General features: G+C 59.8%; 26 protein-coding genes and 5 tRNA genes. 18 read left to right on the top strand and 13 right to left on the bottom strand.

Features of this window, described 5'->3' with window-relative positions; translation table 11 throughout:
* Both IFT57_RS16975 and thiO read left to right on the top strand, forming a co-directional pair.
* A complete protein-coding gene (locus IFT57_RS16975) occupies nt 1-402 on the top strand; it encodes a type IV pilin protein (RefSeq protein ID WP_122795382.1) in 402 nt (133 codons plus the stop codon).
* 20 nt (nt 403-422) lie between these two features.
* The gene (gene thiO, locus IFT57_RS16970) at nt 423-1,523 is read left to right on the top strand and encodes a glycine oxidase ThiO (protein WP_192152129.1); all 1,101 of its coding nucleotides are present in this window, start codon (nt 423-425) and stop codon (nt 1,521-1,523) included.
* A 466-nt stretch (nt 1,524-1,989) separates the two neighbouring features.
* On the opposite strand, the gene IFT57_RS16965 is transcribed toward thiO, so the two are convergent.
* From IFT57_RS16965 to IFT57_RS16950, 4 genes are all read right to left on the bottom strand, one after another.
* The gene (locus IFT57_RS16965; RefSeq protein WP_244657361.1) at nt 1,990-3,336 is read right to left on the bottom strand and encodes a sigma-54-dependent transcriptional regulator; all 1,347 of its coding nucleotides are present in this window, start codon (nt 3,334-3,336) and stop codon (nt 1,990-1,992) included.
* 2 nt (nt 3,337-3,338) lie between these two features.
* Nucleotides 3,339-4,934 (bottom strand): sensor histidine kinase, encoded by a 1,596-nt coding sequence (locus IFT57_RS16960; protein ID WP_425312030.1) that lies wholly within the window; start codon nt 4,932-4,934, stop codon nt 3,339-3,341.
* Complete coding sequence (locus IFT57_RS16955; RefSeq protein ID WP_122475309.1) at nt 4,924-5,157, bottom strand: PP0621 family protein; 234 nt, start codon at nt 5,155-5,157, stop codon at nt 4,924-4,926. Before IFT57_RS16955 ends, IFT57_RS16960 begins: the two co-directional genes overlap by 11 nt.
* A 348-nt stretch (nt 5,158-5,505) precedes the next feature.
* Nucleotides 5,506-6,528: an outer membrane protein assembly factor BamD gene (locus IFT57_RS16950; protein WP_122475307.1), complete on the bottom strand. Its 1,023-nt coding sequence runs from the start codon at nt 6,526-6,528 to the stop codon at nt 5,506-5,508.
* Between the two features lie 150 nt (nt 6,529-6,678).
* Here IFT57_RS16950 and rluD point away from each other — a divergent pair, with 150 nt between their 5' ends.
* From rluD to IFT57_RS16915, 7 genes are all read left to right on the top strand, one after another.
* Nucleotides 6,679-7,641 carry a 23S rRNA pseudouridine(1911/1915/1917) synthase RluD gene (rluD, locus tag IFT57_RS16945; RefSeq protein ID WP_122475306.1) on the top strand — a complete coding sequence of 321 codons (963 nt, stop codon included), beginning with the start codon at nt 6,679-6,681 and terminating at the stop codon, nt 7,639-7,641.
* Nucleotides 7,638-8,375 (top strand): peptidoglycan editing factor PgeF, encoded by a 738-nt coding sequence (pgeF, locus tag IFT57_RS16940; RefSeq protein ID WP_192152127.1) that lies wholly within the window; start codon nt 7,638-7,640, stop codon nt 8,373-8,375. The genes rluD and pgeF overlap by 4 nt, the downstream gene beginning before the upstream one ends.
* 203 nt (nt 8,376-8,578) lie before the next feature.
* Complete coding sequence (gene clpB, locus IFT57_RS16935) at nt 8,579-11,143, top strand: ATP-dependent chaperone ClpB (RefSeq protein WP_122475302.1); 2,565 nt, start codon at nt 8,579-8,581, stop codon at nt 11,141-11,143.
* A gap of 381 nt (nt 11,144-11,524) precedes the next feature.
* Nucleotides 11,525-11,600: transfer RNA gene (locus tag IFT57_RS16930), tRNA-Asn, on the top strand.
* Between the two features lie 10 nt (nt 11,601-11,610).
* Nucleotides 11,611-11,687 (top strand) — tRNA-Pro (locus tag IFT57_RS16925).
* 5 nt (nt 11,688-11,692) lie between these two features.
* A tRNA-Lys gene (locus IFT57_RS16920) sits at nt 11,693-11,768 on the top strand.
* 97 nt (nt 11,769-11,865) lie between these two features.
* A tRNA-Pro gene (locus IFT57_RS16915) sits at nt 11,866-11,942 on the top strand.
* A 291-nt stretch (nt 11,943-12,233) separates the two neighbouring features.
* Here the strand turns inward: IFT57_RS16915 and IFT57_RS16910 are convergent.
* The gene (locus IFT57_RS16910) at nt 12,234-13,535 is read right to left on the bottom strand and encodes an NAD(P)/FAD-dependent oxidoreductase (RefSeq protein ID WP_192152126.1); all 1,302 of its coding nucleotides are present in this window, start codon (nt 13,533-13,535) and stop codon (nt 12,234-12,236) included.
* 326 nt (nt 13,536-13,861) lie between these two features.
* Nucleotides 13,862-14,491: a DUF1780 domain-containing protein gene (locus tag IFT57_RS16905; protein WP_192048607.1), complete on the bottom strand. Its 630-nt coding sequence runs from the start codon at nt 14,489-14,491 to the stop codon at nt 13,862-13,864.
* Between the two features lie 100 nt (nt 14,492-14,591).
* Here IFT57_RS16905 and IFT57_RS16900 point away from each other — a divergent pair, with 100 nt between their 5' ends.
* Entirely contained in the window at nt 14,592-15,017 is a 426-nt protein-coding gene (locus IFT57_RS16900) for a DUF3830 family protein (protein WP_122715125.1), read from the top strand.
* 504 nt (nt 15,018-15,521) lie between these two features.
* On the opposite strand, the gene yacG is transcribed toward IFT57_RS16900, so the two are convergent.
* Genes yacG through pilB form a run of 5 tightly spaced genes read right to left on the bottom strand, consistent with a single transcriptional unit; the run spans nt 15,522 to nt 20,139 of the window.
* Nucleotides 15,522-15,725, bottom strand: coding sequence for a DNA gyrase inhibitor YacG (yacG, locus tag IFT57_RS16895; RefSeq protein ID WP_122715126.1), 204 nt, complete (start codon nt 15,723-15,725; stop codon nt 15,522-15,524).
* Nucleotides 15,722-16,345 (bottom strand): dephospho-CoA kinase, encoded by a 624-nt coding sequence (gene coaE, locus IFT57_RS16890; RefSeq protein ID WP_122475295.1) that lies wholly within the window; start codon nt 16,343-16,345, stop codon nt 15,722-15,724. Before coaE ends, yacG begins: the two co-directional genes overlap by 4 nt.
* Nucleotides 16,342-17,211, bottom strand: coding sequence for a prepilin peptidase (locus tag IFT57_RS16885; RefSeq protein WP_192152125.1), 870 nt, complete (start codon nt 17,209-17,211; stop codon nt 16,342-16,344). The genes coaE and IFT57_RS16885 overlap by 4 nt, the downstream gene beginning before the upstream one ends.
* Before the next feature lies 1 nt (nt 17,212).
* Nucleotides 17,213-18,430 (bottom strand): type II secretion system F family protein, encoded by a 1,218-nt coding sequence (locus tag IFT57_RS16880; protein WP_192152124.1) that lies wholly within the window; start codon nt 18,428-18,430, stop codon nt 17,213-17,215.
* A gap of 2 nt (nt 18,431-18,432) precedes the next feature.
* The gene (gene pilB, locus IFT57_RS16875; protein WP_192152123.1) at nt 18,433-20,139 is read right to left on the bottom strand and encodes a type IV-A pilus assembly ATPase PilB; all 1,707 of its coding nucleotides are present in this window, start codon (nt 20,137-20,139) and stop codon (nt 18,433-18,435) included.
* A gap of 237 nt (nt 20,140-20,376) precedes the next feature.
* Here pilB and IFT57_RS27130 point away from each other — a divergent pair, with 237 nt between their 5' ends.
* The 4 genes from IFT57_RS27130 (at nt 20,377) to IFT57_RS16855 (ending at nt 22,577) form a co-directional block, all read left to right on the top strand.
* The gene (locus IFT57_RS27130; protein ID WP_122795512.1) at nt 20,377-20,790 is read left to right on the top strand and encodes a pilin; all 414 of its coding nucleotides are present in this window, start codon (nt 20,377-20,379) and stop codon (nt 20,788-20,790) included.
* Nucleotides 20,791-20,910: 120 nt separating this feature from the next.
* Nucleotides 20,911-20,986 (top strand) — tRNA-Thr (locus tag IFT57_RS16865).
* Between the two features lie 323 nt (nt 20,987-21,309).
* Entirely contained in the window at nt 21,310-21,726 is a 417-nt protein-coding gene (locus IFT57_RS16860) for a pilin (RefSeq protein WP_122795371.1), read from the top strand.
* 599 nt (nt 21,727-22,325) lie between these two features.
* Nucleotides 22,326-22,577: a VOC family protein gene (locus IFT57_RS16855; protein WP_446731208.1), complete on the top strand. Its 252-nt coding sequence runs from the start codon at nt 22,326-22,328 to the stop codon at nt 22,575-22,577.
* On the opposite strand, the gene IFT57_RS16850 is transcribed toward IFT57_RS16855, so the two are convergent.
* Complete coding sequence (locus IFT57_RS16850; RefSeq protein ID WP_192152122.1) at nt 22,574-23,341, bottom strand: hypothetical protein; 768 nt, start codon at nt 23,339-23,341, stop codon at nt 22,574-22,576. The two genes, IFT57_RS16855 and IFT57_RS16850, sit on opposite strands and share 4 nt — an antisense overlap.
* A gap of 166 nt (nt 23,342-23,507) precedes the next feature.
* Between IFT57_RS16850 and IFT57_RS16845 the strand changes: the two genes are divergently transcribed.
* Complete coding sequence (locus tag IFT57_RS16845) at nt 23,508-23,753, top strand: hypothetical protein (protein ID WP_192152121.1); 246 nt, start codon at nt 23,508-23,510, stop codon at nt 23,751-23,753.
* 55 nt (nt 23,754-23,808) lie between these two features.
* Here the strand turns inward: IFT57_RS16845 and IFT57_RS16840 are convergent, their stop codons facing one another.
* Nucleotides 23,809-23,988, bottom strand: coding sequence for a hypothetical protein (locus IFT57_RS16840; RefSeq protein ID WP_192048589.1), 180 nt, complete (start codon nt 23,986-23,988; stop codon nt 23,809-23,811).
* A gap of 124 nt (nt 23,989-24,112) precedes the next feature.
* Here IFT57_RS16840 and IFT57_RS16835 point away from each other — a divergent pair, with 124 nt between their 5' ends.
* The 3 genes from IFT57_RS16835 to IFT57_RS16825 all read left to right on the top strand — a co-directional run bounded on the left by IFT57_RS16835 (nt 24,113) and on the right by IFT57_RS16825 (nt 25,952).
* Nucleotides 24,113-24,331 (top strand): hypothetical protein, encoded by a 219-nt coding sequence (locus tag IFT57_RS16835; protein ID WP_122795367.1) that lies wholly within the window; start codon nt 24,113-24,115, stop codon nt 24,329-24,331.
* A gap of 260 nt (nt 24,332-24,591) precedes the next feature.
* Nucleotides 24,592-25,191: a LemA family protein gene (locus IFT57_RS16830; RefSeq protein ID WP_192152120.1), complete on the top strand. Its 600-nt coding sequence runs from the start codon at nt 24,592-24,594 to the stop codon at nt 25,189-25,191.
* Nucleotides 25,188-25,952, top strand: a complete 765-nt coding sequence (locus IFT57_RS16825; protein ID WP_192152119.1) for a TPM domain-containing protein — start codon at nt 25,188-25,190, stop codon at nt 25,950-25,952. Before IFT57_RS16830 ends, IFT57_RS16825 begins: the two co-directional genes overlap by 4 nt.
* The last annotated feature ends 7 nt before the right edge of the window (nt 25,953-25,959 follow it).

Here is a 25,959-nt window from a genome sequence, read left to right as displayed (position 1 = left end):
ATGCTCAGTGTTCAGAAAGGCTTCACCCTGATCGAGCTGATGATCGTAGTTGCTATCATCGGTATTCTGGCGGCCATTGCCTATCCCAGCTACACGGAATACGTGAAGCGTACACACAGGGTAGAAATAGCCAGTTTATTGGCCGAAGGAACCCAGGCGATGGAGCGTTTCTATTCTCGAAATGGCACCTATGTAAATGGTCCGGTACCCGCGGGCAACAACTGGTATAGCGTCGCCAGTAGTGCGGTAACCGCTACCACCTTCATATTCACGGCCACGCCTGCGGCGGGGACGATGATGGTGGGTGACAAGTGCGGCAGTTTTGTCGTCACCCAGACTGGCGAACGCACCAACACCGGTATGGCTGCCGGCAACACCTCTGCCACCTGCTGGGGCCGTTGAGCCTTCTTTGGAATCGTTTCATGTCTGACCATGTGTTGGTTGTCGGCGGCGGCGTGATGGGCCTGCTGACGGCCTACAACCTTGCTGCCCATGTGGGTCGCATTACCCTGATCGACCGCAGCGCGGTCGGCCAGGAGTCTTCCTGGGCCGGCGGTGGCATCGTTTCACCGCTGTATCCCTGGCGCTACAGCCCGGCGGTTACGGCGTTGGCGCATTGGTCGCAGGATTTCTATCCGCGCCTGGGGCAGCACCTGGCCGTCGATACGGGCATCGACCCGCAGGTGTACACCACCGGTTTGTACTGGCTGGACCTGGACGATGAAGCCGAGGCGCTTGTATGGGCACGGGCCAATCGTCGGCCGCTGGCGGCAGTGGATATTTCAGCCACCTACGAGGCGGTGCCGGTGCTGGGGCCCGGGTTCGGGCGCGCGATCCATATGGCCGATGTCGCCAATGTGCGCAATCCGCGCTTGGTCAAGGCGTTGAAAGCGGCGCTGAACGCCATGCCCAACGTGACGGTGCGCGAGCAGTGTGAAGTGCAGGGCTTTTTGCTCGATGGTCAGCGGGTGGTCGGCGTGCGTTCGGCGCAGGGGGAGGTGCTGGCCGACGAGGTGGTGCTGACTGCGGGTGCCTGGAGCGGTGAGTTGTTGCAGACCCTGGGCATCGGTTTGCCGGTTGAGCCGGTGAAGGGGCAGATGATCCTGTACAAATGCGCCGCCGACTTTCTGCCGAGCATGGTGCTGGCCAAGGGGCGCTATGCGATTCCCCGTCGCGATGGGCATGTATTGATCGGCAGCACGTTGGAGCATGCGGGCTTCGACAAGACGCCAACGGTAGAGGCGCTGAACAGCTTGAAGGCCTCGGCGGTCGATCTGCTGCCGGCGCTGGCCGAGGCCACACCGGTGCAACAGTGGGCAGGGTTGCGTCCGGGGTCGCCGGAGGGGGTACCGTTCATTGGTGCGCTGCCGCGGCATCCGGGTTTGTGGTTGAACTGCGGGCACTACCGCAATGGGTTGGTGCTGGCGCCAGCGTCGTGTCGCCTGCTGGCCGACCTGCTGCTGGGTCGCGAACCCGTGATCGATCCAGCCCCCTACGCCCCGCAAAACCGAATCCCCCTGTAGCAGCGGCGCGAGCCGCGTCCGGCCCGGCCGCGGTCATTCAGGCACACCGCATACACCGCCGACGCGGCTTGCGCCGCTGCTACGGGGATCGCGTTGCCGCGTCCGGCCTCGCCGCGTTCATTCAGGCACACCGCGCACACCACCGACGCGGCTTGCGCCGCTGCTACGGGGATCGCGTTGTCCTGTAGCAGCGGCGCGAGCCGCGTCCGGCCTCGCCGTGTTCATTCAGGCTCACCGCGTACACCGCCGACGCGGCTTGCGCCGCTGCTACGGGGATCGCGTTGTCCTGTAGCAGCGGCGCAAGCCGCGTCCGGCCCGGCCGCGGTCATTCGGGCATACCGCGAGCACCGCCGACGCTTCTGTTCGGGCACACCGCGTGCATCACCGATGCGTTCAATCACGCGCACCACACAAACCCTGTAGCAGCGGCGCAAGCCGCGTCCGGGTTTGACGCGGTGGCAGAGGATCAATCCAGTCCAAGCTTCTTCAGGCGATAGCGCATCGAGCGGAACGACATGTTCAGCCGCTGCGCCGCTGCCGTGCGGTTCCAGCGGGTTTCTTCCAGTGCTTGCAGGATGAGCTTGCGCTCCACGCTTTCCAGGTAGTCTTCCAGATTGTCGACCTGGGCCAGGCTAGGTTCGCCGGCCTCGGCATTGACTGCCGTTTCGCTCAGGCGCAGGTCGCTTGCCTCGATGCGATCGTCTTCGCACAAGGTGTAGGCCCGCTCGAGCATGTTCTCCAGTTCGCGCACGTTGCCGGGAAAGCGGTAGCCCTTGAGGGTTTCCAGGGCCGCCGGGGTCAACTGCGCCGGTGGCAGGCCACTCCCTTGTGCCAGGCGCGCCAGCACGCTTGCAGCCAGCAGCGGAATATCTTCACGGCGCTCGCGCAGGCAAGGCACGCGAAGCTCGATCACGTTGAGTCGGTAGTAGAGGTCCTGGCGAAAGCGCTGGGCCGCTACCTCGGCTGCGAGGTCCTTGTGGGTCGCGCTGAGAATACGCACATCGACCACGTTTTCGGTCTGTCCGCCCACGGCGCGCACGGCCTTTTCCTGGATGGCGCGCAGCAGCTTCACCTGCATGGTCAACGGCAGGTCGGCCACTTCGTCGAGAAACAGCGTGCCGCCATTGGCCGCCTGAAACAGCCCTGGCTTGTCTTCGGTGGCGCCGGTGAAGCTGCCCTTGCGATGGCCGAAGAATTCGCTCTCCATCAGCTCGGCGGGGATGGCCCCACAGTTGACCGGAATGAATGGCCGATCCGCGCGCGGGCCCTGCTCGTGAATCAGCCGGGCGACCAGTTCCTTGCCGCTGCCCGACTCGCCGCTGATGTAGACCGGCGCCTGGCTGCGTGCCAGCCGGCCGATCTGCTTGCGCAGCGCCAGCATGGGTGGCGATTCGCCAAGCAGGCGCTGGTCGATGCTCGGTTCCTTGCCAACAGGGGCGGGCGCCGGCATGCGCAGCGCGGTGCCGACCAGCTCGCGCAGGCGCGGCAGATCGACCGGTTTGGTAAGAAAATCGAAGGCGCCGGCCTTGAGCGCATTGATGGCGGTGTCCAGGCTGCCGAACGCAGTGATCATCGCCACCGGCACCTGCGGATAGCGTTGCTGGATGAACTGCACCAGCTCAAGACCGGTGCCGTCGGGCAGGCGCATGTCGGTCAGGCACAGGTCGAACGATTCGCGGCCCAGCCATTCGCGGGCCTCGTTGACGTCGCGTGCGCTGCGGGTTTCCAGTTTCATGCGGCCGAGGGTGATCTCCAACAGTTCGCGGATGTCCGGCTCGTCGTCCACGATCAGAATTTTTTGCCTGGCGCTCATAGTCATCCCTGTTTGCGCGGGTGGGCGAAGGTGATGCGCATGCAGCTGCCCCCTTTTTCACGTGCTCTGTAGTCTAGGTGGGCCTGATTGCTTTCGCACAGCTCGCGGGAAATATACAGGCCCAGCCCGGTGCCGTTGCTTTCGGTGGTGAAGAAAGGCTCGAACATGTGCTGCAACTGATCGGCGGCAAAGCCCGGACCATCGTCCAGCACCTCGAGGATCGGCAGGCCGTCGGTCGGCTCCACGAAAAGATTCAACCAGACCTGCGCGCGGCCCTGTTGCTGGGCGCTGTAGCGCATACCGTTTTCCACCAGATTGTTCAGCACCTGAGTCAGTTGGTTGGCATCCATGCGGGTTTCCAGGGTGCCGTCGCTGACGTACATGTGCAGTTGCTGGCCCGGGCGCGCGGTGGTGCGAAAGTCACTGACGAAGTTTTCCAGCCACGCCTTGAGGTCCAGCGGGTGCGGTGCGCTGGGGCGCCGGCGCGACAGCTGCAGCACGTTCTCGATGATCAGGTTCATGCGCTTGCATTGATCCTGAATGATCTGCGTCAGACGCCGGTCGGCCACCGGCAGGTCTTCGGACTCCTGCAGCAGTTGTCCGGCATGACTGATGGCGCCCAACGGGTTGCGGATTTCGTGGGCGATGCTGGCCGTAAGGCGCCCGAGCGCCGCCAGCTTGAGTTGCTGGGCCTGCTGTGCGATCTGCGACAGGTCTTCGAGAAACACCAGGGTCTGCTGCTGTTCACCACCGCGACGCAGGGCGATGAAGCTGGCCTGGATGGACGGCCCGGTAGGGGAGAACTTGAGGCTTTTCACGCGCAGGGCTGGGTTGGTCTGCCACTGCAGCAACCGTTCGATCAGGTCGGGTGAGTGGACGGCAATCAGCTCGCCATTGAGTGTCATGCGGCCGAAAAGGCCCAAAGCGCCCTGGTTGGCCAATTGCACCCGCAGTTCGGTGTCCAGCACCAGAATGCCGGTGCGCATGCGCTGCAGAATCAGCGCGTTCAGGGCTTCCAGGCTGGTGACGTCACTGGCGCGCTGCTCGGCCAGGTTCTCGCTGGTGCGCAGCAGTCGACTGAGCCCTTGAACCACGAACCACACGGCGAAGCAGAGGACACCCAGGGTGCTGGCCTGCAGGTAGTCGTTGGCGGCGGTGGGCCGCGAGATGCTCAGGTAGAAGGTCAGGTAGATGATGCCGATGGTGGCCAGCGCGGCGATCAACAGGCCCAGGCGGTTGCGCAGGAGCAGATTGCCCATGGCCACCGAGGCGATCATGAGGTTGCCGATACCGCTGGGTGTGCCGCCGCCGGCGTAGAACAGGCCCGCGAGCATGATGACGTCGGCGGTGGCCAGGCTGAACACCGGCAAGACCCGGCGCGGGTTGCCCATCAGCACTACGACCAGGATGTTCAGGATCAGATACAGCCAGCTGCCGGCGCGAAACAGTTCGCCATCGGCCACTTCCAGCAGGCGGTTGTCCATGTTGCTGGAAATCAGCAGGACCAGCGACAGGCCGATGGTCAAGCGGTAGAGGTGGTACAGGCGCAGCATCCGCTGCGCCTGGGCGCCGCCGAGAAACTGCGCTTCAGCGGGCACCGTTGCCGGGCCCTTGCTCCAGGTGCGGCTTGCTGCAATACCAGTGGCTGTCGCGGCGCAGCGCGCTGTCTTCTGGCAGATGCACACCGCACTGGGCGCATCGAACCATGCTCAGCGATGCAGGCTTGTCATCCTGGCGAGGCGCGCGCGCCGGGTTCTTGAATTTGCGCCACAGCCAAATGGCGGCGAACACGACGGCGATCCAGAAAATCAGGCGAATCATGGGATGGTCAGCTTTGCCAGGGGAGATGGCGCAGTGTAGGAGCGCGCCCGATGCGGAGCAAGCAGCGGTGATCGCTGTTACGCCCGTGGGAGCGGTCATCGGCCGCGAAAAGGGCGCTGGGGTGTGTCAGGTATACCGCGGTGCGCCGTTCGCGGCCACGGACCGCTCCTACAGGGTTCGCGGACGCCGCCGATCTCCTGTGGGAGCGGTCATCGGCCGCGAAAAGGGCGCTGGGGTGTGTCAGGTATACCGCGGCGCGCCGTTCGCGGCCACGGACCGCTCCTACAAGGTTTGCGTGCAGCAAAAAAAAAGGGGCCATCAGGCCCCTTTTTTCCAATGCAACCAGCTTCAGTCGAACAGACCGAAGGTGGCGTAGCTGAACCACGAACGGCTCTTGCCTTCTTCGGCGTTTGGCTGCTGCTGGTCGGCGGTGCCGCCGTCTTCAGGCGGCAGCAGTTCTTTCGGAATGGCGTCGCGCGCTTCCTGATACTGACGCTGCACATCCTGGTTGGCGCGGGTTTCGCCCGGCGGCAGCGGGTCGGTGTTGTTGCCGATCCAGCCCAGGGTGGCCTTTGAAATCCACGAGCGGTTGTCCGCTTCATCCTGCTGGGGCACGAACTTGCCGTCTTCCAGGCTCGGGTGATCCGGGTAGTTGGTTTTCAGGGTGTCCAGGCTGGTCGCGGCCAGGTCGTCCAGGTGCAGACGCATGTACGCTTCGGTCATCACCGCCAGGCCGTCGCCGACGGACGGCGTTTCCTGGAAGTTCTCCACCACGTAACGGCCACGGTTGGCAGCAGCGACGTAGGCCTGACGGGTCAGGTAGTAGTCGGCCACGTGGATCTCGTAGGACGCCAGCAGGTTGCGCAGGTAGATCATGCGCTGCTTGGCATCGGGCGCGTAGCGGCTGTTGGGGAAGCGGCTGGTGAGCTGGGCGAACTCGTTGTAGGAGTCGCGGGCAGCACCCGGGTCACGCTTGGTCATGTCCAGCGGCAGGAAGCGCGCCACCAAGCCACGGTCCTGGTCGAACGAGGTCAGGCCCTTGAGATAATAGGCGTAATCGACGTTCGGATGCTGCGGGTGCAGGCGAATGAAACGCTCGGCAGCCGACTTCGCCGCTTCCGGCTCGGAGTTCTTGTAGTTGGCGTAGATCAGCTCGAGCTGCGCCTGGTCGGCATAGCGGCCGAACGGATAACGCGACTCCAGCGCCTTGAGCTTGGCCGTGGCACTGGTGTAGCTATTGTTGTCCAGGTCGGCCTGCGCCTGCTGGTACAGCTCGACTTCGCTGAGGTTTTCATCGACCACTTCCTTGGTCGAAGAACAGGCCGCGGTGAATCCGAGGATGGCGATCAGCAGCAGGTGTTTCACTTGCATGGCGGCTAGCGTCCCTATAAACGGCCGCTGTCTCGGGCGTGGCCGTCCTGTTATGATGAGCACCCCGTGGAACCACCGGGGCAAAAGACGCCGTATTTAACCACAAGCGTGCAGCCGAAACCAAAGGCTGTGCCGCCGCCTAGTCCGAGCATGTCCGAGATCATACAACTTCGCGCAGAGGTACCGTCCGATTTGGGCGGACAACGCCTCGACCAAGTCGCCGCCCAATTATTCGCTGAGCACTCGCGCTCGCGCCTTTCCGCCTGGATAAAAGAGGGCCGCCTGACCGTGGACGGGGGCGTTCTGCGCCCGCGCGATACCGTGCATGGCGGTGCCCTGCTCGAGCTCAATGCCGAACAGGAAGCCCAAGGTGAGTGGGTGGCCCAGGACATCGACCTGGACATCGTCTACGAAGACGACCAGATCCTTGTCATCAACAAACCGGCCGGCCTGGTGGTCCATCCGGCCGCCGGCCACGCCGACGGCACGCTGCTCAATGCATTGCTGCACCATGTGCCGGACATCATCAACGTGCCGCGTGCCGGCATCGTCCACCGCCTGGACAAGGACACCACCGGCCTGATGGTAGTGGCCAAGACCATTCAGGCGCAGACGCAGCTGGTGACACAGTTGCAGAGTCGCTCGGTCAGCCGCATCTATGAATGCATCGTGATCGGCGTGGTTACCGCAGGCGGCAAGATCAACGCGCCGATCGGTCGGCACGGCCAGCAGCGCCAGCGCATGGCGGTGATGGAAGGCGGCAAGCAAGCCGTCAGCCACTATCGCGTGCTCGAGCGTTTCCGCTCCCACACTCATGTGCGGGTCAAGCTGGAAACCGGTCGGACCCACCAGATCCGCGTGCACATGTCGCACATCAACTTCCCGTTGGTGGGCGATCCGGCCTACGGCGGCCGCTTCCGCATTCCACCTGCGGCCAGCGCCACCATGGTCGATGCGCTGAAAACCTTTCCGCGCCAGGCCTTGCATGCGCGCTTCCTCGAGCTGGATCATCCGACGACCGGTGAGCGTATGGGGTGGGAATCACCTCTGCCCGACGACTTCGTCTGGCTGCTGTCACTGCTCAAACAGGATCGCGAGGCCTTCATCGGGTGACCACCTTCGCGCAGGGCCTGCTGTTTCCCGACTGGCCGGCTCCGGCGTCGGTGAGGGCCTGCGTGACCACCCGTGCCGGCGGCGTCAGCCCGGCGCCGTATGCCAGTTTGAACCTGGGCGCGCATGTGGGCGACGATCCACAGTGCGTGGTCCAGAACCGCCTGCGTCTGACTGCCCACTTCGGCATCCTGCCGGCCTGGCTGAACCAGGTGCATGGTATTCGTGTGGTCGAGGCCGACCCGAGCCGCGTGCTCGAGGCGGATGCGAGCTGGACCACCACCCCCGGCATTGCCTGCACCGCCATGACTGCCGATTGCCTGCCTGCGTTGTTCTGCAACCAGGCAGGTACCCGTGTGGCGGCGGCCCATGCCGGGTGGCGCGGGTTGGCGGCCGGGGTGTTGGAAGCCACCGTCGATGGTTTCCAGGAACCGCCCGAACAGCTGATGGCCTGGCTGGGGCCGGCGATCGGTCCGCGTCGGTTCGAGGTCGGCGCCGAGGTGCGTGAGACATTCATCGCGACTCATCCGCAAGCAAATGAGGCGTTCGTGCCGGGTGCTGCGCCTGGCAAGTTCCTGGCTGATATCTACGCCTTGGCGCGCATTCGCCTGGCGGCAGCAGGGGTGACAGCGGTATATGGCGGGGGAATGTGTACCGTGGAAGATGAGCGGTTCTTTTCCTACCGCCGCGCGTCGGTCACGGGGCGGTTTGCTTCACTGGTTTGGCTGGAATCGTAGTTTTGTAGCTTCGCAGCGGAGGGCCTCTTCGCGGGCAGAGCCCCGCTCCCACAAAGGGCCCCTGACTGACACAACCTCCCTCGATCTGCAACCCCCAACCTTGAATCTTCACCAACACCCCCCATCTAACTGTCATCCCCGGCAGGTTTTCTTTATCAGGTGTATCCATCGCTCCGGCCTGCCCTTTTTCAGGAAGGTGACTCATGCGTATAGACCGTTTGACCAGCAAGCTTCAACTCGCGTTATCCGACGCACAATCCCTGGCCGTTGGCATGGACCATCCGGCCATCGAACCGGCGCATCTGATGCAGGCGCAGCTCGACCAGCAGGGCGGTTCGATCCGTCCTTTGCTCATGCAGGTGGGCTTCGACGTCAACAGCCTGCGCAAGGCGCTGAGCAAAGAGCTCGACCAGTTGCCGAAAATCCAGAACCCGACCGGCGACGTCAACATGTCCCAGGACCTGGCGCGCCTGCTCAACCAGGCTGACCGGCTGGCGCAGCAGAAGGGCGATCAGTTCATCTCCAGCGAGCTCGTACTGTTGGCCGCCATGGACGACAACAGCAAGCTGGGCAAGCTGCTGTTGGGGCAGGGCGTCAGCAAGAAAGCGCTGGAAAATGCCATCAGCAACCTGCGCGGTGGCGAGGCGGTCAACGACCCCAACGCCGAGGAGTCGCGCAAGGCCCTGGAAAAATACACCGTCGACCTGACCAAGCGCGCCGAGGAAGGCAAGCTCGACCCGGTGATCGGTCGTGACGACGAGATCCGTCGGACCATCCAGGTGCTGCAGCGCCGTACCAAGAACAACCCGGTACTGATCGGCGAACCTGGCGTGGGCAAGACTGCCATTGCCGAAGGCCTGGCCCAGCGCATCATCAATGGCGAAGTGCCCGATGGCTTGCGCGGCAAGCGCCTGCTCAGCCTGGACATGGGCGCGCTGATCGCCGGCGCCAAGTTTCGCGGCGAGTTCGAGGAACGCCTGAAGTCGCTGCTCAATGAGCTGTCCAAGCAGGAAGGGCAGATCATTCTGTTCATCGACGAACTGCATACCATGGTCGGCGCTGGCAAAGGCGAGGGCTCGATGGATGCGGGCAACATGCTCAAGCCGGCACTGGCCCGTGGCGAGCTGCACTGTGTAGGTGCCACCACGCTCAACGAATACCGCCAGTACATCGAGAAGGACGCCGCCCTGGAGCGACGCTTCCAGAAGGTGCTGGTCGAGGAGCCGAGCGAGGAAGACACCATCGCCATCCTGCGTGGCCTCAAAGAGCGTTACGAGGTTCACCACAAGGTGGCGATCACTGACGGCGCGATCATCGCGGCAGCCAAACTCAGCCATCGCTATATCACTGACCGCCAGTTGCCCGACAAGGCCATCGACCTGATCGACGAGGCGGCCAGCCGCATCCGCATGGAGATCGACTCCAAGCCCGAAGTGCTCGACCGCCTGGAGCGCCGTCTGATCCAGCTCAAGGTCGAGTCCCAGGCCTTGAAGAAAGAGGATGACGAGGCCGCGATCAAGCGTCTGGAAAAACTGACCGAGGAAATCAACCGACTGGAACGCGAATACGCCGACCTGGAAGAGATCTGGACCTCGGAAAAAGCCGAAGTACAGGGTTCGGCGCAGATTCAGCAGAAGATCGAGCAATCGCGTCAAGAACTGGAAGCAGCACGTCGGCGCGGCGACTTGAGCCGTATGGCCGAGTTGCAGTACGGGGTGATCCCCGATCTGGAACGCAGCCTGCAGATGGTTGACCAGCACGGCAAGAGCGAGAACCAGTTGCTGCGCAGCAAGGTGACCGAGGAAGAAATCGCCGAGGTGGTTTCCAAGTGGACGGGGATTCCCGTGTCGAAGATGCTCGAAGGCGAGCGCGACAAGCTGCTGAAGATGGAAAGCCTGCTGCACCAGCGCGTGATTGGCCAGGAAGAGGCCGTGGTTGCGGTGTCTAACGCAGTGCGGCGCTCGCGTGCCGGATTGTCCGATCCCAACCGACCCAGCGGCTCGTTCATGTTCCTCGGCCCGACCGGTGTGGGCAAGACAGAGCTGTGCAAGGCGCTGGCCGAGTTTCTCTTCGATACCGAAGAGGCAATGGTGCGCATCGACATGTCCGAGTTCATGGAGAAGCATTCTGTCGCTCGCCTAATCGGTGCACCACCCGGGTACGTAGGCTATGAAGAAGGCGGCTACCTGACCGAAGCGGTGCGTCGCAAGCCGTACTCGGTGTTGCTGCTCGATGAAGTCGAAAAGGCTCACCCGGACGTGTTTAACGTGCTGTTGCAAGTGTTGGAAGATGGCCGTCTGACCGACAGCCACGGACGTACCGTGGACTTCCGCAACACCGTGATTGTGATGACCTCGAACCTGGGGTCGGCGCGTATCCAGGAGCTGGTCGGCGACCGCGAGGCGCAGCGCGCGGCGGTCATGGATGCGGTCACCAGCCATTTCCGTCCCGAGTTCGTCAATCGGATCGACGAGGTGGTGATTTTCGAGCCACTGGCGCGCGACCAGATCGCCGGGATCACGCAGATCCAGCTGGCACGGCTGCGCAGCCGTCTGGCCGAGCGCGATTTGAGCCTGGAGCTGAGCGATGAGGCGCTGGATAAGCTGATCGCGGTGGGCTACGACCCGGTGTATGGCGCGCGTCCGTTGAAGCGTGCGATCCAGCGCTGGATCGAGAACCCATTGGCGCAGCTGATTCTCTCGGGCAAATTCCTGCCAGGGACTCCGGTGCAGGCGTCGGTGGTCGATGACGAGATTGTGTTTGCTTGAGTGATGAGTGGCAGTGAGGGCCTCTTCGCGGGCAGAGCCCGCTCCCGCGGGCGCTCAAGTCATTGTGGGAGCGGGCTCTGCCCGCGAAGAGGCCCTCACTAACCCACCCCATTGATTTACCGTTGCATTTTCGTTTCAAGGCTTGTAAAGTGCGCCCCGCTGTACGTCATCCCGCAGGACCACTGGCTTCACCCGGTTCTGAAAAAAAGTTGCAAATCAGTGTCTTGAAAGCGATTTAAAGGGTTGACAGAGGTTTTTAAGATTGTAGAATAGCGCGCCTCAGAGACATGAACGCAGCGATGCGAACGGGTCGAAGAGTTCAAGGCGGTAGTGATACAGGCTTGAAGCTGCAGCAGTTGTAGATGTACTGAAATTGATAGTTCCGTGATAGCTCAGTCGGTAGAGCAAATGACTGTTAATCATTGGGTCCCAGGTTCGAGTCCTGGTCACGGAGCCAAATTTCATATCGGGGTATAGCGCAGTCCGGTAGCGCGCCTGCTTTGGGAGCAGGATGTCAGGAGTTCGAATCCCCTTACCCCGACCATATTTGGGTCGTTAGCTCAGTTGGTAGAGCAGTTGGCTTTTAACCAATTGGTCGTAGGTTCGAATCCCACACGACCCACCATTTTTGATTCCGGTTCGCTGGATCGAATCTTAAAAAGCCCCACCGATTAACACCGGTGGGCAGCAGAAAAGGCGCCTTCCGGGTGCCTTTTTTGTACCGGGGTATAGCGCAGTCCGGTAGCGCGCCTGCTTTGGGAGCAGGATGTCAGGAGTTCGAATCCCCTTACCCCGACCATATTCATGAAAAAAGGCGCCTGTCATGGGCGCCTTTTTTTTGCTCTCGATTTCATGCCATTCCACCCCAGTCTCTACGGGTACCCCGTGGGAGCGGTCATTGGCCGCGAAAGCAGCTCTGCGTGTTGTCTGCTGCACCGAGGTATCTGTTTCGCGGCCACGGACCGCTCCTACGAAGCCACCTGTAGCAGCGGCGCAAGCCGCGTCCGGCCGCACCGCGGTGTGCCAGACACACCGCATCGCCGGTGACGCGGCTCGCGCCGCTGCTACGGGGATTGCAGGCAACGATGGATCAATGCAGCTTCAATCGCGGCTCGGTGCCGCGGCCAATGCGGCTGCCCAGCATCAGCATGCCGGTGCGGAACAGGCCATACAGCGCCGCCTGGTGCATCCGGTACAGCGACACGTAGAACATGCGCGCCAGCCAACCTTCCAGCATGACGCTGCCGGTCAGGTTGCCCATCAGGTTGCCCACCGCCGAAAAGTGCGAGAGGGAAATCAGCGAGCCGTAATCCTTGTAGGTGTACTCCGGCAGCGCCTTGCCTTCGATGCGCAGCTTCAGCGACTTGGCCAGCAACGAGGCCTGCTGGTGGGCTGCCTGCGCGCGCGGTGGCACGTTGCGGTCGGTGCCCGGCTGCGGGCACGCCGCACAGTCGCCGAAGGCAAAGATGTCGTCGTCGCGGGTGGACTGCAGGGTCGGGCGTACCACCAACTGATTGATGCGGTTGGTTTCCAGGCCATCGATCTCCTTGAGGAAGCCAGGCGCACGAATACCGACTGCCCACACCTTCAAGCTGGCGGGGATCACCTGCCCGCTGCTGGTCAGCAGGCTGTCGGCAGTCACCTCGCTCACCGCGGCATTGGTCAAGACCGTCACACCGAGCTTCTCCAAGGTCTGGTGCACCGGCTGACCGATGCGCTCCGGCAACGCCGGCAGCACCCGCGGGCCGGCTTCGATCAAGGTGATGCGCATGTTCTCCGGCGCGATGCGGCCCAAGCCGTAAGCCGCCAGTTCCTTGGCCGCGTTGTGCAACTCGGCTGCCAGCTCGACACCGGTAGCACCGGCGCCGACGATGGCGACGCTGATCTGCGCACGGCTCTCGTCGTGCCCGGCGTGGGCGCGCAGGTAGTGATTGAGCAGTTGCTGGTGGAAGCGCTCGGCCTGCTTGCGGGTATCGAGGAACAGGCAATGCTCCGCCGCGCCTTGCGTGCCGAAATCGTTGGTGGTGCTGCCCACCGCGATGACCAGCGTGTCATAGCCGATGCTGCGCGCCGGGACCAGCTCAAGGCCGGTTTCCGGATCGAGGGTGGCGCTCAATTGGATCTGCTTGGCCGCGCGATCCAGACCGCTCATGCGGCCAAGCTGAAACTCGAAATGATTCCACTTGGCCTGGGCCACATAGTTGAGCTCGTCTTCAGACGAATTCAGGGAGCCGGCGGCCACTTCATGCAGCAGTGGCTTCCAGATATGGGTCAGGTTGGCGTCCACCAGCGTGACGCTGGCCGTACCGCGCTTGCCCAGGGTTTTGCCCAGGCTGGTGGCCAGTTCCAGGCCGCCGGCGCCGCCGCCGACAATAACGATGCGATGTGTCATGGAAAGCTCTCATAAGGTTAACGAATTCGGGTGTCTGCGAGGGGGGCGAGCGCAAGGCAGCTCATAGCTCCACACCTTCGAACAGATGGATCGACAAGCCCTGCTACGGCTGTCCCCAGGGCAAGGAGCAGCTGCTCGACTTGCAACCGAGGCGCGCACGGGTGACCGCCGATCAATGGCGAGAGTCACGTGGCAGGGCAGGCGACCCTGAACAGGTAGACGTTTCAGACGCTGGCAAGGCTACAGGGTTCCTGACAGGCGGTGCGGGCGAGAGCGCTTTGTATCATCCGCACGCCCCCTGCGCCATGACTGGTAAAGGGGTGGATTCACAAACTGATGCCCACATCGAAAACGATGCTGCGTCCCAGGTTGTTGCGCAGGAAGTCCGGCGCATCCGGATGCGCGAACAAGACTCGGGCAAAGGTGGGGCCGACCAGCGACAGCGAGCGCCAGCCTTGGCGAAGGAACTCGGTAGGCGGTGGAAAATGGCTGTTCAGGTCCAGGGCTTCGCGCTTCAGGCTGGCGAAGGCAATGATGTCTAACTCACCAAGGTCCAGCCCGCGTTCGCGGTAGTTGTGGGCTTTCTTGCGCAGGGTCGGCGCCAGCCGCTGCAGCAGCTCGGGAGCGCGGATGCGTTTGGGGCGTGCCTCGCGACGGACCAGTTGGCTGAGGGAGAAAGCGCTGCGGCGGCGCTGCAACTCCTCGCGCCATTCATCATTGAGCCGGCGCCCCTCGTCGAGCACGAAGAACACTTCGAAACTGGCTTCACGGAACAGCACGTCCGGCGGCTCCTGGCCGGCGGGGGTGAACTCATCGTCACGGTAGGCGATGTTCAGGCCCTGCAACAGGCGCTCGCACACCCAACGCTCGCGCTCCCACTTGCGCGCATTGGAGAGGAAGGCATTGGCCTGTTCGGCCTGGCTGGTGAGCAAACGCAGGTAGTCGGAGTCATCCATGGCCCTAGCTTAGCCCGCCTGTGCGACGAAAAGAATAACGGCCGACGCTTCAAAATCGCTCGGCGATGGGTAAGGATGGGATTTTCCCAGGAGCTGCACCATGCCCAGCATCAAGATCACCTCCGGCGGCTACGAATTCTTGGCCGAAACCCATCCGGATGCACCACAGACGGTGGATGCGTTTCTCAAGCTGCTGCCGTATCGGCAGAAGATCATCCATGTGCGCTGGAGTGGCGAGGCGTGCTGGGTGCCGCTGGGTGAATTCCAGTTGCTTCGCGGTGACGAGCCGGTCGGGTTCGAGAACCACACCAGCCACCCGTCGGTGGGGGACGTGTTGTTTTATCCCGGGCCGTACAGCGAGACGGAGATCCTGCTGGCCTACGGGTCCTGCTGCTTCGCCAGCAAGATGGGCCAGTTGGCCGGCAATCACTTTCTTACCGTGGTGCAGGGCAAGGAAAACCTCCGCGCCCTGGGCGTGAAGACCTTGTGGGAAGGTGCGCAAGAGGTGGTGTTCGAATTGGCATGATCGCCCTGTAGATACCCTGCGGGGGCGGTCCGTGGCCGCGAACCAGACACCGCGTTGTGCCAGACAATCCGCAGAGCCCCCTTCGCGGCCGATGACCGCTGCCACAGGTACCCGATATCCACTGTAGGAGCGGTCCGCGGCCGCGAACCAGGCACTGCGGTGTACCAGACAATCCGCAGAGCCCTCTTCGCGGCCGATGACCGCTCCCACGGGTACCCAATATCCACTGTAGGAGCGGTCCGCGGCCGCGAACCAGACACCGCGTTGTGCCAGACAATCCGCAGAGCCCCCTTCGCGGCCGATGACCGCTGCCACAGGTACCCGATATCCACTGTAGGAGCGGTCCGCGGCCGCGAACCAGGCACTGCGGTGTACCAGACAATCCGCAGAGCCCTCTTCGCGGCCGATGACCGCTCCCACGGGTACCCAATATCCACTGTGGGAGCGGTCCGCGGCCGCGAACCAGGCACAGGTGCAAGCACTATTGCCTGGTGCCCGATTGCCTCAATGCCCGCGCGGTGGCAGGTCCTCGCTGAACAGGTCGTCCTCGGCATCCGGGCTCACCGGAATCTTGTGCTCCTCGGACGCCCAGGCGCCCAGGTCAATCAATTTGCAGCGATCGGAACAGAACGGCCTGTTCGCATTCGCTGCCGTCCATTCCACCGGCGCCCCGCAAGTTGGGCAATCAACGGTCAAGGGTTGGCTCATTCTCGGCCTCCACGCAAAGTCAGATAAAAAGCATGCAGCCGCTCGACTTCCGAATGCAGCCAGGCCAGATCGCGGTCGTTGACCAGCACATCGTCCGCCAGCGCCAGCCGCTGCTCGCGGCTCGCCTGGGCTTTTAGAATCGCCTGGACCTGCTCGGGCGTGGTGTGATCGCGCAGCAAGGTCCGCGCAACCCGCACCGCCTCCGGCGCATCCACCACCAGCAAGCGCTGGGTGGTCCGATACTGCCCCGACTCGACCATCAGCGGCGACACGAACACCGCATAGGGCGACGTCGCCGAAGCCAGCGACCGAGCGATTTCCTCGGCGATCAACGGATGCAACAAAGCCTCGACCCAGCGCCGCTCCTGCGCATCCTCGAAGATCACCTTGCGCAACGCTCCACGGTCGAGGCTGCCATCGGCCTGCAACAGCGCCGCACCATAGCGCTGCACCAGCGCCGCCAGCGCTGGCCGCCCCGGCTCCACCACCCAGCGCGAGGCCTGGTCGGCATCCACCACGTGCACGCCCAACTCGGCAAAGCGTTGCGCCGCAGCGCTCTTGCCGCTGGCAATGCCACCGGTGAGGCCCAGCACCCAAGGTTTATCCACAGCTGTTGTCATCGGAACCCGGCAAACTGCATGTATGAAGTGGTTATTTGATCACCCCACAGCAATGCAATCCACCCCGCGATGGCCAGATAAGGCCCGAACGGGATCGGCGTACTGGTTTGCGCGTTGCGCATCCGCAGCATCAACACCCCCAGCACCGCCCCCACCAGCGACGACAACAGAATGGTCAGCGGCAATATCTGCCAGCCACCCCAGGCCCCGAGCATGGCCAGCAACTTGAAATCGCCGTAGCCCATGCCTTCCTTGCCGGTGATCAGCTTGAACACCCAATACACCAGCCACAGGCTCAGATAACCCGCCACCGCGCCCCACAGCGCATCGTAGAGATTGGTAAACAACCCCTGGCCATTGACGATCAGCCCCAGCCAAAGCAACGGCAGCACCAGCACATCCGGCAGCAACTGGTGATCGGCATCGATCAGACTCATCGCCAGCAAGCCCCAGGTCAGCAGCAAGAATGCACCGGCCTGCCAGCTCAACCCGAAGTGATACACCACAAAGGCACTCAAGATGCCCGTGGCCACTTCCACCAGCGGATAACGCAGGCTGATCTTCGCCCGACAACTGGCACACTTGCCCCGCAGCATCAGATAGCTCACCACCGGGATGTTCTCCCAGGCGCGGATCTTGTGGGCACAGTGCGGGCATTCGGAGTGGGGCAGGAGCAGGTTGTACGCCGCGCCTTTTGGTTCTGGCGGCAGGCCAAGCATTTCCCGGGACTGCGTGGTCCAGTCTCGGTCGAGCATGATGGGCAGGCGGTGAATGAGGACGTTGAGGAAACTGCCGATGATGAGGCCCAGGAGGAGGGCGCAGAACATCAGGGCCAGCGGGCTGACCAGGAATTCGAGTAGGAGCATGTTAGACGACGGAGCCGAGTTGGAAGATAGGGAGGTACATCGCAATAACCAGGCCACCGACCACCACGCCCAGTACCGCCATGATCATCGGCTCCATGAGGCTGGTGAGGCTATCGACCATGTTGTCGACCTCGGCTTCGTAGATGGTTGCTACGCGGTCGAGCATGTCGTCTAGGGCGCCGGATTCTTCGCCGATGGCGGTCATTTGGATGGCGAGGGTTGGGAATGCTGCGGTTGACCGCATTGAGACATTAAGCTGAGTGCCTGTAGAGACATCAGCGCGTATTTGATTTACAGCATTCTTGAACACAATGTTGCCGGTCGCTCCAGCAACTGACTCCAACGCTTCAACCAGGGGTACACCAGCAGCAAAAGTCGTGGATAGAGTTCGCGCATATCGCGCCACCGAAGATTTATAAAGAAGGGGGCCGATAATAGGTAGTTTAAGAAGTGCTCGGTCTATACCATTTCGCATTTTCTCGCTTTTTTTGTAAAGGGCTTTAAAAGCAAAAAAAGAAGCTGCTAATGCTACGATCAGGATGAACCACCATTTTTGCACTATTTCGGAAAAGTTTATTACCATTTGAGTGAACGCTGGAAGCTCTGCACCAAATCCTGCGAAGATAGATTGGAATTGCGGGACAACCTTTATCAGCAGTATTCCCGATACGATGATGGCCACAACGACTACCGCTATCGGATAGGTCATTGCTTTTTTTATCTTCGCTTTGAGTGCCTCCGTTTTTTCTTTATAGGTTGCTACGCGGTCGAGCAGCGTTTCCAGTGCACCAGCTTGCTCGCCAGCATTCACAAGATTGCAGTACAAATCGTCGAAATAGTCTGGGTGCTTTTTGAGGGAAGATGCTAGGCTATTACCCGCTGCAACGTTCTGTTTTATGTCTTCAACAAGCTTACGTAACTTCGGATTCTCTAGGCCCTCAGCGATGATGTCGAAGGATTGCAATAAAGGAACTCCAGCTCTCATCATCGTTGCCATCTGCCTTGTAAATAAAGCAATAGCTTGTGGTTTGATTTTGCGACCGTTGCTAAATAGCGAGGAGTTTTTCTTGCGGATCTTACTAGGCGTTATACCTTGCTTGCGGAGCTGCGCTTTTATCAAGGCAAGATTATTGCCAGTGGTTTCTCCCTTCAATACATTACCCTTCCGGTCAACGCCTTCCCATAGGTATGTATTGGTTTTTAAGGTTTTTTTAGTCATGGCTAGTCCTTGGTGATCCTGTTGATTTCTGCCAGACTGGTGATGCCCTGCATGACTTTCGCAAGTCCTGACGTGCGCAAGTCACTAAATCCTTCAAGCCGCATTTGATCGGCGATTTCAATAGCGTTACCAGATTGCATTATTAGGCGCTGCAGCTCTTTTGTATTTTTCACAACCTCGTATACACCCAAGCGACCTTTGTAACCGCCGTTGCACTGATCGCATCCCTTAGGCTCATAGATTTTAAAACTGCCTATTCTAGCTAGGTCGAAACCCTCTTCAGCTAAAGTTTCGCTTGGGATCTGGGCCTCTGTTTTGCAAACATTGCAAAGCTTTCTCGCGAGGCGCTGAGCAATGATTAAATTCACCGATGTTGCAATGTTAAAGCCAGCAACACCCATATTTTGTAGGCGTGTTAACGTTTCGGCAGCGCTATTGGTGTGCAACGTGGACAGTACCAAGTGTCCAGTCTGAGCGGCCTTGATAGCAATTTCAGCCGTCTCTAAGTCTCGTATTTCACCTACCATAATTACATCTGGATCTTGCCGTAGGAAGGAGCGAAGGGCCTGCGCAAAGTCCAGGCCTTGCCTTGGATTAACATTTACTTGGTTTATTCCTTCCATATTTATTTCCACTGGGTCCTCGGCGGTGGAGATATTAATATCAACTGTATTGAGAATATTCAATCCTGTGTAAAGCGAAACCGTTTTACCTGACCCTGTTGGTCCGGTGACCAGGATTAGTCCTTGCGGTTGGCGTAGCGCCTCAAGATATAATTCTTTCTGGTCCGGTTCATAGCCTAATGCATCAATGCCCATTTGAGCGCTTGATGGATCTAAAATGCGCATTACGATTTTCTCACCCCAAAGGGTGGGAAGAGTGTTAACGCGAAAATCAATAGCTTTAGTTTTAGATATGCGCATCTTAATACGGCCATCCTGGGGCTTACGCCTTTCGGATATGTCCAAACTTGCCATAACCTTTAAACGTGCGGCTATGCGTCCTGCTAGGTTTATAGGCGGGCGGGCGACCTCTTTCAACATTCCATCCGTACGAAGCCTAACCCGGTAGATTTTCTCATATGGTTCGAAGTGCAGATCAGATGAACCACCGCGAATGGCATCTAAAAGCATCTTGTTCACGAACCGAACGACTGGCGCATCGTCAGCGTCTTGACCTTGGCCGACAATGTTATCATCCCGACCGTCAGGTGTAGTGTCCACGTCGACACCATCGAGATCTACGTCAGCCATTTCTTCAAGTCCAGTTGTCCCGGATTCGAAAAACTTCTCGATGGCATTTGTGAGCTTGTCATCTTCGACAAGAATTGCTTCGGCTGTTAGACCAGTACTAAACTGAATATCGGTTATGGCTTGCTGGTTCGTAGGGTCAGATATCCCCACAAAAAGCTTGTTCCCGCGTCGCCATAATGGAATCGCGTGGTGCTGTCTTAATAGTTTCTCGCTAACGAGTCCTTTTGGCAGGGAGTCAAAGTCAATTAACCCCATGTCTAATAGAGACAGACCGAATTGCTCTGAAGCGACTTCGGCAATTTCGCGGCTTTTGGCCAGTTTATGCTGTACGAGGTAATGAACCAGCGATGTCTTGTTCCGATGCGCTTGCTTATAAGCCTGCTGCGCACCTTGCTCAGTAAGCAGAGCGCTCACGACTAACTGTTTGGCCAGTCCTGTAAGGACAAGATCGTTCATGGTAGGCCCCGGTTTGCTATAATGGGTGTTTTATAACTCAGTGCGGGCTTGATGCCAAACCCTGTATGCACATGTGACAAATAACGTCAGTTTCGGACGCAGATGGTAAGGGCTGGGATTTGGTTTTCTTGGCGCCGACGAAATGTCTGGCGGCTTTTAGGACGGCTTTGGCGCGGCTTGGCATAAAGACTGCCGAGAATTTTTGGTCAGTTGTGCACGCCTTACGGGGATCAAAAAATGTACCGACAGTCTGGCTTCACATTGATAGAATTGATGATTGCTGTGGCGATCATTGGGGTTTTGGCGTCAATTGCACTTCCCATCTATCAGTCTCATGTTTGTAGAGCTCAAGTAGCAGCAGCACTTGGCGAGATAAGCGAAGGAAGGATTCAGGCGGAAACTCAAATTAGCGATGGTCTGACCAAGACATTGACCAGTGCGGGTGATATAGGCCTACGGGAGTCAATTCGTTGCCCTTCCCTAGCGGTGGACGTTGGATTGAATGGAGTTGCTTCGATCGCTTGCACCATGGCTGGTAACGATGGGGTGGCAGGTTATAAAATAATTTTCTCGAGAGGAAATGAAGGCAAATGGACTTGTGCTAGCGATGTTAATGCCAAATACCTCCCGGCCACGTGTGCCAAAATATGAATGGCTGGTCCGCCATTACAATTTGCCGCATTGCGTTTATTGAGTCGGGCCAGTTGGAGCTTTTTACGGAAGCTTCGGCTCAAACTGCAGGTGGTATTGAAGAGAAGTTGCGTCTAGTATGCCGGTATAGCTCAGTTGGTAGAGCAGCGCATTCGTAATGCGAAGGTCGTAGGTTCGACTCCTATTTCCGGCACCATTTTTCAACCAAAAAAATTACCATCTTGCCTCCCATGCCTAATTCTAGGGCTTCCGCTAAACAAATCTAGCGATGGATTTAGACGTTTGTCATTCAGTCCGGTGATTCGCACATGTGTCTCAAGGTGCCTTATGCCGCTCAGTCGGCATAGCGCATAGGCATTGCGCTAACGAAGGTGACAAAAAACGTCATTTTTTGACGGAATTATATCTGACACATCTTCATCCGCACTGTCCTGATCCAAGATTTAGCGGTCTCGAAGGTTGGCATGGCCGTTGCAGAAGCTACCCTGTGGATCTCGCCATTGCTATAGGAATTAAATCATGAAATCTGTCCAAAAAGGCTTCACCTTGATCGAACTGATGATTGTTGTGGCAATCATTGGTATTTTGGCCGCGATCGCTTTGCCGGCCTATAGCAATTATCAAGCTCGCGCTAAGCTTGCTGCGGGTTTGTCTGAAGTCAGCTCCGCAAAAACTCAGGCAGAAGTTATTCTGAACCAAGGCGGCGCAGTAGCTGACGCTGCAGCGTTAAACCTCACGGATTCTACAAACTGTGGTTTTAGCGCGAAGCTTGCAACAGATGGCACAGGTACTATTGCTTGCACCATCAAAAATGCACCGACCCAAGTTAATGCTGCCGTTATCACTTGGACTCGTGTCGCTGCCGGTACTTGGGCCTGCGTTACTACGGGCGCAGCTTCTAAGGATCTCGCACCAAAATCATGTCCACAAGCGTAACTTGATTCGAGTTATATAGGAGGCGTGTTTTGCTCTGGAGGTACAAGTAGAAGTGCTGCTTGTACCTTTTTATTTTAATTGACTCTTGCTTTTCCATATCCTTTTTTTAACCTTGTTAATCGTCTTGAAAAAGAGCTTCCTCGTTGTGGCGTATATCCACATCTATGGCAAAGTAGTCATTGGTCTAGTTGTTTGTCTTGTAAATCATACGGTTGTTGTTCGTCTGGGCTTTGTGTCGGAATGTACTGACTATAGATGCATTGAAACGTTTGCTTTGGCTGGCGGTCAAGTCGGACCGAATGCCTTATTTCCTATTGTCAGTATGGTCCGTACTCTTTAGCAGCTTTCTCTAATGTCTAGTGAAGCTGATAAAAGTAAGGCCCCAGTCCCACCCTAGCCCTAGCCCTAGCCTTGGTCTTATCATAAAATACGACAGGCCCGAGTGTAGCCACATCCAAATCGACACCCACGACCTAGCACTGATGATGGCCCTCTACGACCCCGTCCTGACCATTCTTAGCCTCATTCGTATGCCCAACGAAAACGACGGTGACCCGGCTGGCACTGGCTGTCAGCACCCTGGCCACTGATAGCCGCAGTTGTTCGTCCAACTCCCGTTCAACGGCCTCCCGGCCACTTGGGGCAACGGCATGCAGGTCAGCTTTGCGGCGCAGTCGCAGCAGCAGGTGCGGGACGTATGGCAGGCAGCTTTGGATAACGGCGGTATGGACGAGGGGGCGCCGGGTTTGCGGCCGCAGTATTCAGAAGACTACTACGGCGCCTATTGCCGGGACCCGGAAGGCAACAAGTTATGTTTCGTTCACGCATCGGATATGGCCAGTTCAGCTTAAGTCCGACGCGAGTTGGCCAGGCGCGCGACCCCAGCCGTCAGCAGTACCGCCAGCACCACGCCTGTCGCCACGGCGGGCAGTATGCCCAGTTGCACTACCATCTCCTGCAAGCTGAGGTAGAAGCCGATCACGCCGACGGCGCCAATCGCGTTGCCTCTGACAATCGCCGCGAGTTCCTGGCGTCCGCCTTGCACATGCGCAAAAACCGCCAGCGGCCAGGCGATGATCGGAATGGGCGCCAGGTAGCCGCTGACCACGGGGCCCAACCACTGCGCCCCCGCGGTGATCAGTAGCAGCAGCAGGGTAGCGGTCAACATCCGCATGGGGATGATCCAGCTGGGTAGCGCGACCGGGCGCGCCAGGGGTTTGCCATTGTTCGACGTCACCCGAATCAGCACGACCACCAGGCACAGGGTAATGGCGATGGCCGCAAGGGGTGATTCCAGCCGGTTCATCAGTAGCGCTGTGGCAACGTAGAACACCACGGCGGCCAGGCATCCGAGCACCACTGAAATGCGGCGAGTCACCGCAAGATAGAACAGGTAGGTCGCCTGAATCGCCGCCACGCCCGCCAATGCACCGGGCACTGCCATCGCCACGAACCCTGGGCCTTGTTCGAGGCTGAGAAACAGCATCACCACGGCGGAGGTCACCGGAAGCCCTGACAGCAGCCCGCCAACGTGTGTGCCCCAGCGTTTGGCAGCGATGGAGATGAACAACATGAGCAGCGGCGTGATGAGTAACTTGAGGTAGAAAACAGTCATGTACGTGCGTCTTTGTTTTTAGTCCATACGTTGTACATGATTCGACGTTGGGCTTTTATTCAATCGGCACCGGGAATGGCGATTGTTTGCCTCGACCTGTATCGTTTTCGCCCTGTATGCCGACAGCCTATTAGCTCGCCCCTGACTCTGGGCAAGGATGCCAACCGTGAAATACTTCTTCATCATTCTGGCCAGCTACACCTCGGTCTATCTGTGTGTATCACCGTTGCTCGATGCGCGCGTGCAGGACGTCATCGAAGGCCTGGAGATGCGCCGCCGGGCGGCGGACATCGAGGCCTACATCGAACACGTGATCCAGGCGCTGAATCGCAGCAAACTCGAGTATGCCCTGTTCGGCGGCACGCTGATTGCGGCATTGGTCAGCGCCGGTGTGTGGCTGCTGGGCGATTAGGCGGGATCGTTGAACGAGGCGCGCAGGTCGGCAACGTCCCGCACGCTTGGCTCGGTCACTCGGACTGTTTGTCCTGTTCGCTGAACTCCACCGCCAGTGCTGCAGCTTCGACATCGCTGGTGCGTATGTGCAGTTGTCCTTCGCTGTCCTGAACCTGAAACACCGGGTCCACGCCTTGCGCACGGTATGGCTCAGGGATGTCATTGCCTTCGAGTTTCTTGACTGAGATGGCCATGGTTTTTCCTCCCAAAGAAGCTGTGACCGGCGCCCTCGGCCAAGGTGCAGTCCGAAGCGTTGCACAGGAACTTACCTTGCCTGCAGTGCCTCGAATCTCTACCTATCATCAGAGGCTTCCTACCATGACTACACGCGATGAAATCCAGCCAAAAGCCCCGACCCTCGATGAGAGCGGCAAGCCGGTGAACGTGGTTGAGCGCGATATCGAAAATGAAACGCCGGCCACCGAAGGCGTCGACAAGGTCATCACGCCCACCTCCATCAAGGAGAAAGAGCAGGATGCCGAGACCTTGCAGCGCAAGACCGCCGAGATCGAACGCAAGATCGCCGACGGTCGTTGATGTCGTGAAAAAGGAGAAAAGTGCAGCTAACCGTCCGTTCACATCCGTTTCACGCGGCATTTACATTCTCGGGCGTAATGTTGACCTTGCTCCTTCTTCAAGCCCGCTTTCCTCCCCGTCGGCGGGCTTTTCTTTGTCTGCGATTTGGCGTTTCGCCCAGCCAGGCCTGCTAACCTCACCTATTCAAGCGTCGACCCGAACCAGGCGTTGGCGCGTTGCAGTGGCCATGACCACTGCCTTCCAAGGAGCTTGACCCCACCATGACCATTTCCCTGCGCACACGGTTGTTGACCGTGCTGATGTTCGCCACGCTGCTCAGTGGCTGCGGCGTCAATAACATTCCGCAATATGACGAACAGGTAAAATCGGCCTTGGCTCAGGTGGAGAACCAGTACCAGCGCCGTGCCGACCTGATCCCCAATCTGGTGGAAACGGTGAAGGGCTACGCCAAGCAGGAGCAGGACACCCTGACTCGAGTGATCGAGGCGCGCGCCAAGGCCACGTCGATCCAGGTCGATGCCAACACGCTGGACGATCCGGCCAAGCTGCAGCAGTTCGATCAGGCCCAGCAGCAACTCAGCGGTGCCTTGAGCCGTTTGATGGTGACGGTCGAGCGTTATCCTGACCTGAAGTCGAACCAGAACTTCCTGGCGCTGCAGTCGCAGCTCGAAGGCACTGAAAACCGTATTGCGGTAGCACGTCGCGACTTCATTGCCTCGGTTGAGAAGTACAACACCGAGATCCGTACCTTCCCCGGCAAGCTGTGGCAGATGACCATGTACCGTGATCAGAAGGTTCGCGAGAACTTCAAGGCCACGGCACCCAATGCCGAGCAAGCGCCGAGCGTGAAGTTCCAATGAAGCCATGGCGGTGCCTGCCGCTGTTGATGCTGCTGTGGGCCGCCACGGCCGCAGCGCTGGAGTTTCCAGCGCTCAGCGGTCGGGTGGTGGACCAGGCGGGCCTGCTCGACGGGCAGACCCGCAGCCAGCTCAGCCAGATGCTCGAGGCACACGAGCAGGCCACTTCCGAGCAGGTCGTGGTAGTCACCGTGCCGGACCTGCAAGGCACGGACATTGCCGATTACGGCTATCAACTCGGGCGCGCCTGGGGCATCGGCCAGAAAGGCAAGGACAATGGCGCCTTGCTGATCGTCGCCAAGGCCGAGCGCAAGGTGCGCATCGAGGTCGGTTATGGCCTGGGAGGGCAACTGACCGACGCGCAGTCCTCCATCATCATCAATAACGTGATCGTGCCGTCGTTCCGCCAAGGCGATTTCGCTGGCGGCATTCGTGCGGGCGCAGCGGCCATGTTGCAGGTGCTGGGGGGCGATCCCCTGGCCGAGCCGCAGCGCAGCAATGCGCAGGATCAGGGCCACGACCAACAGCGTCTGCCGTGGCCGGCCTTCTTGATACTGATCATCATCGTGATCGTAATGATTCGCGGCGGTGGCGGAGGGGGGCGCGGTGGCCGAGGCGGCGGTGGTCGCTCGGTACTCACGGGTGCGGTGCTCGGCGGCCTGCTGGGCGGCGGTCGTGGCGGCGGTGGTTTCGGCGGCGGCGGTGGCGGTTTTGGTGGCGGTGGCGGCGGCTTCGGCGGCGGGGGTGCATCGGGTGGCTGGTAAATCGAGC

This window comes from Pseudomonas sp. CFBP 13719, from assembly GCF_014842095.1.
In the GTDB taxonomy this organism is placed as follows: domain Bacteria; phylum Pseudomonadota; class Gammaproteobacteria; order Pseudomonadales; family Pseudomonadaceae; genus Aquipseudomonas.
The sequence above is the reverse complement of the archived record's forward strand: the minus strand, read 5'-3'. Positions and strand labels throughout refer to the sequence as shown.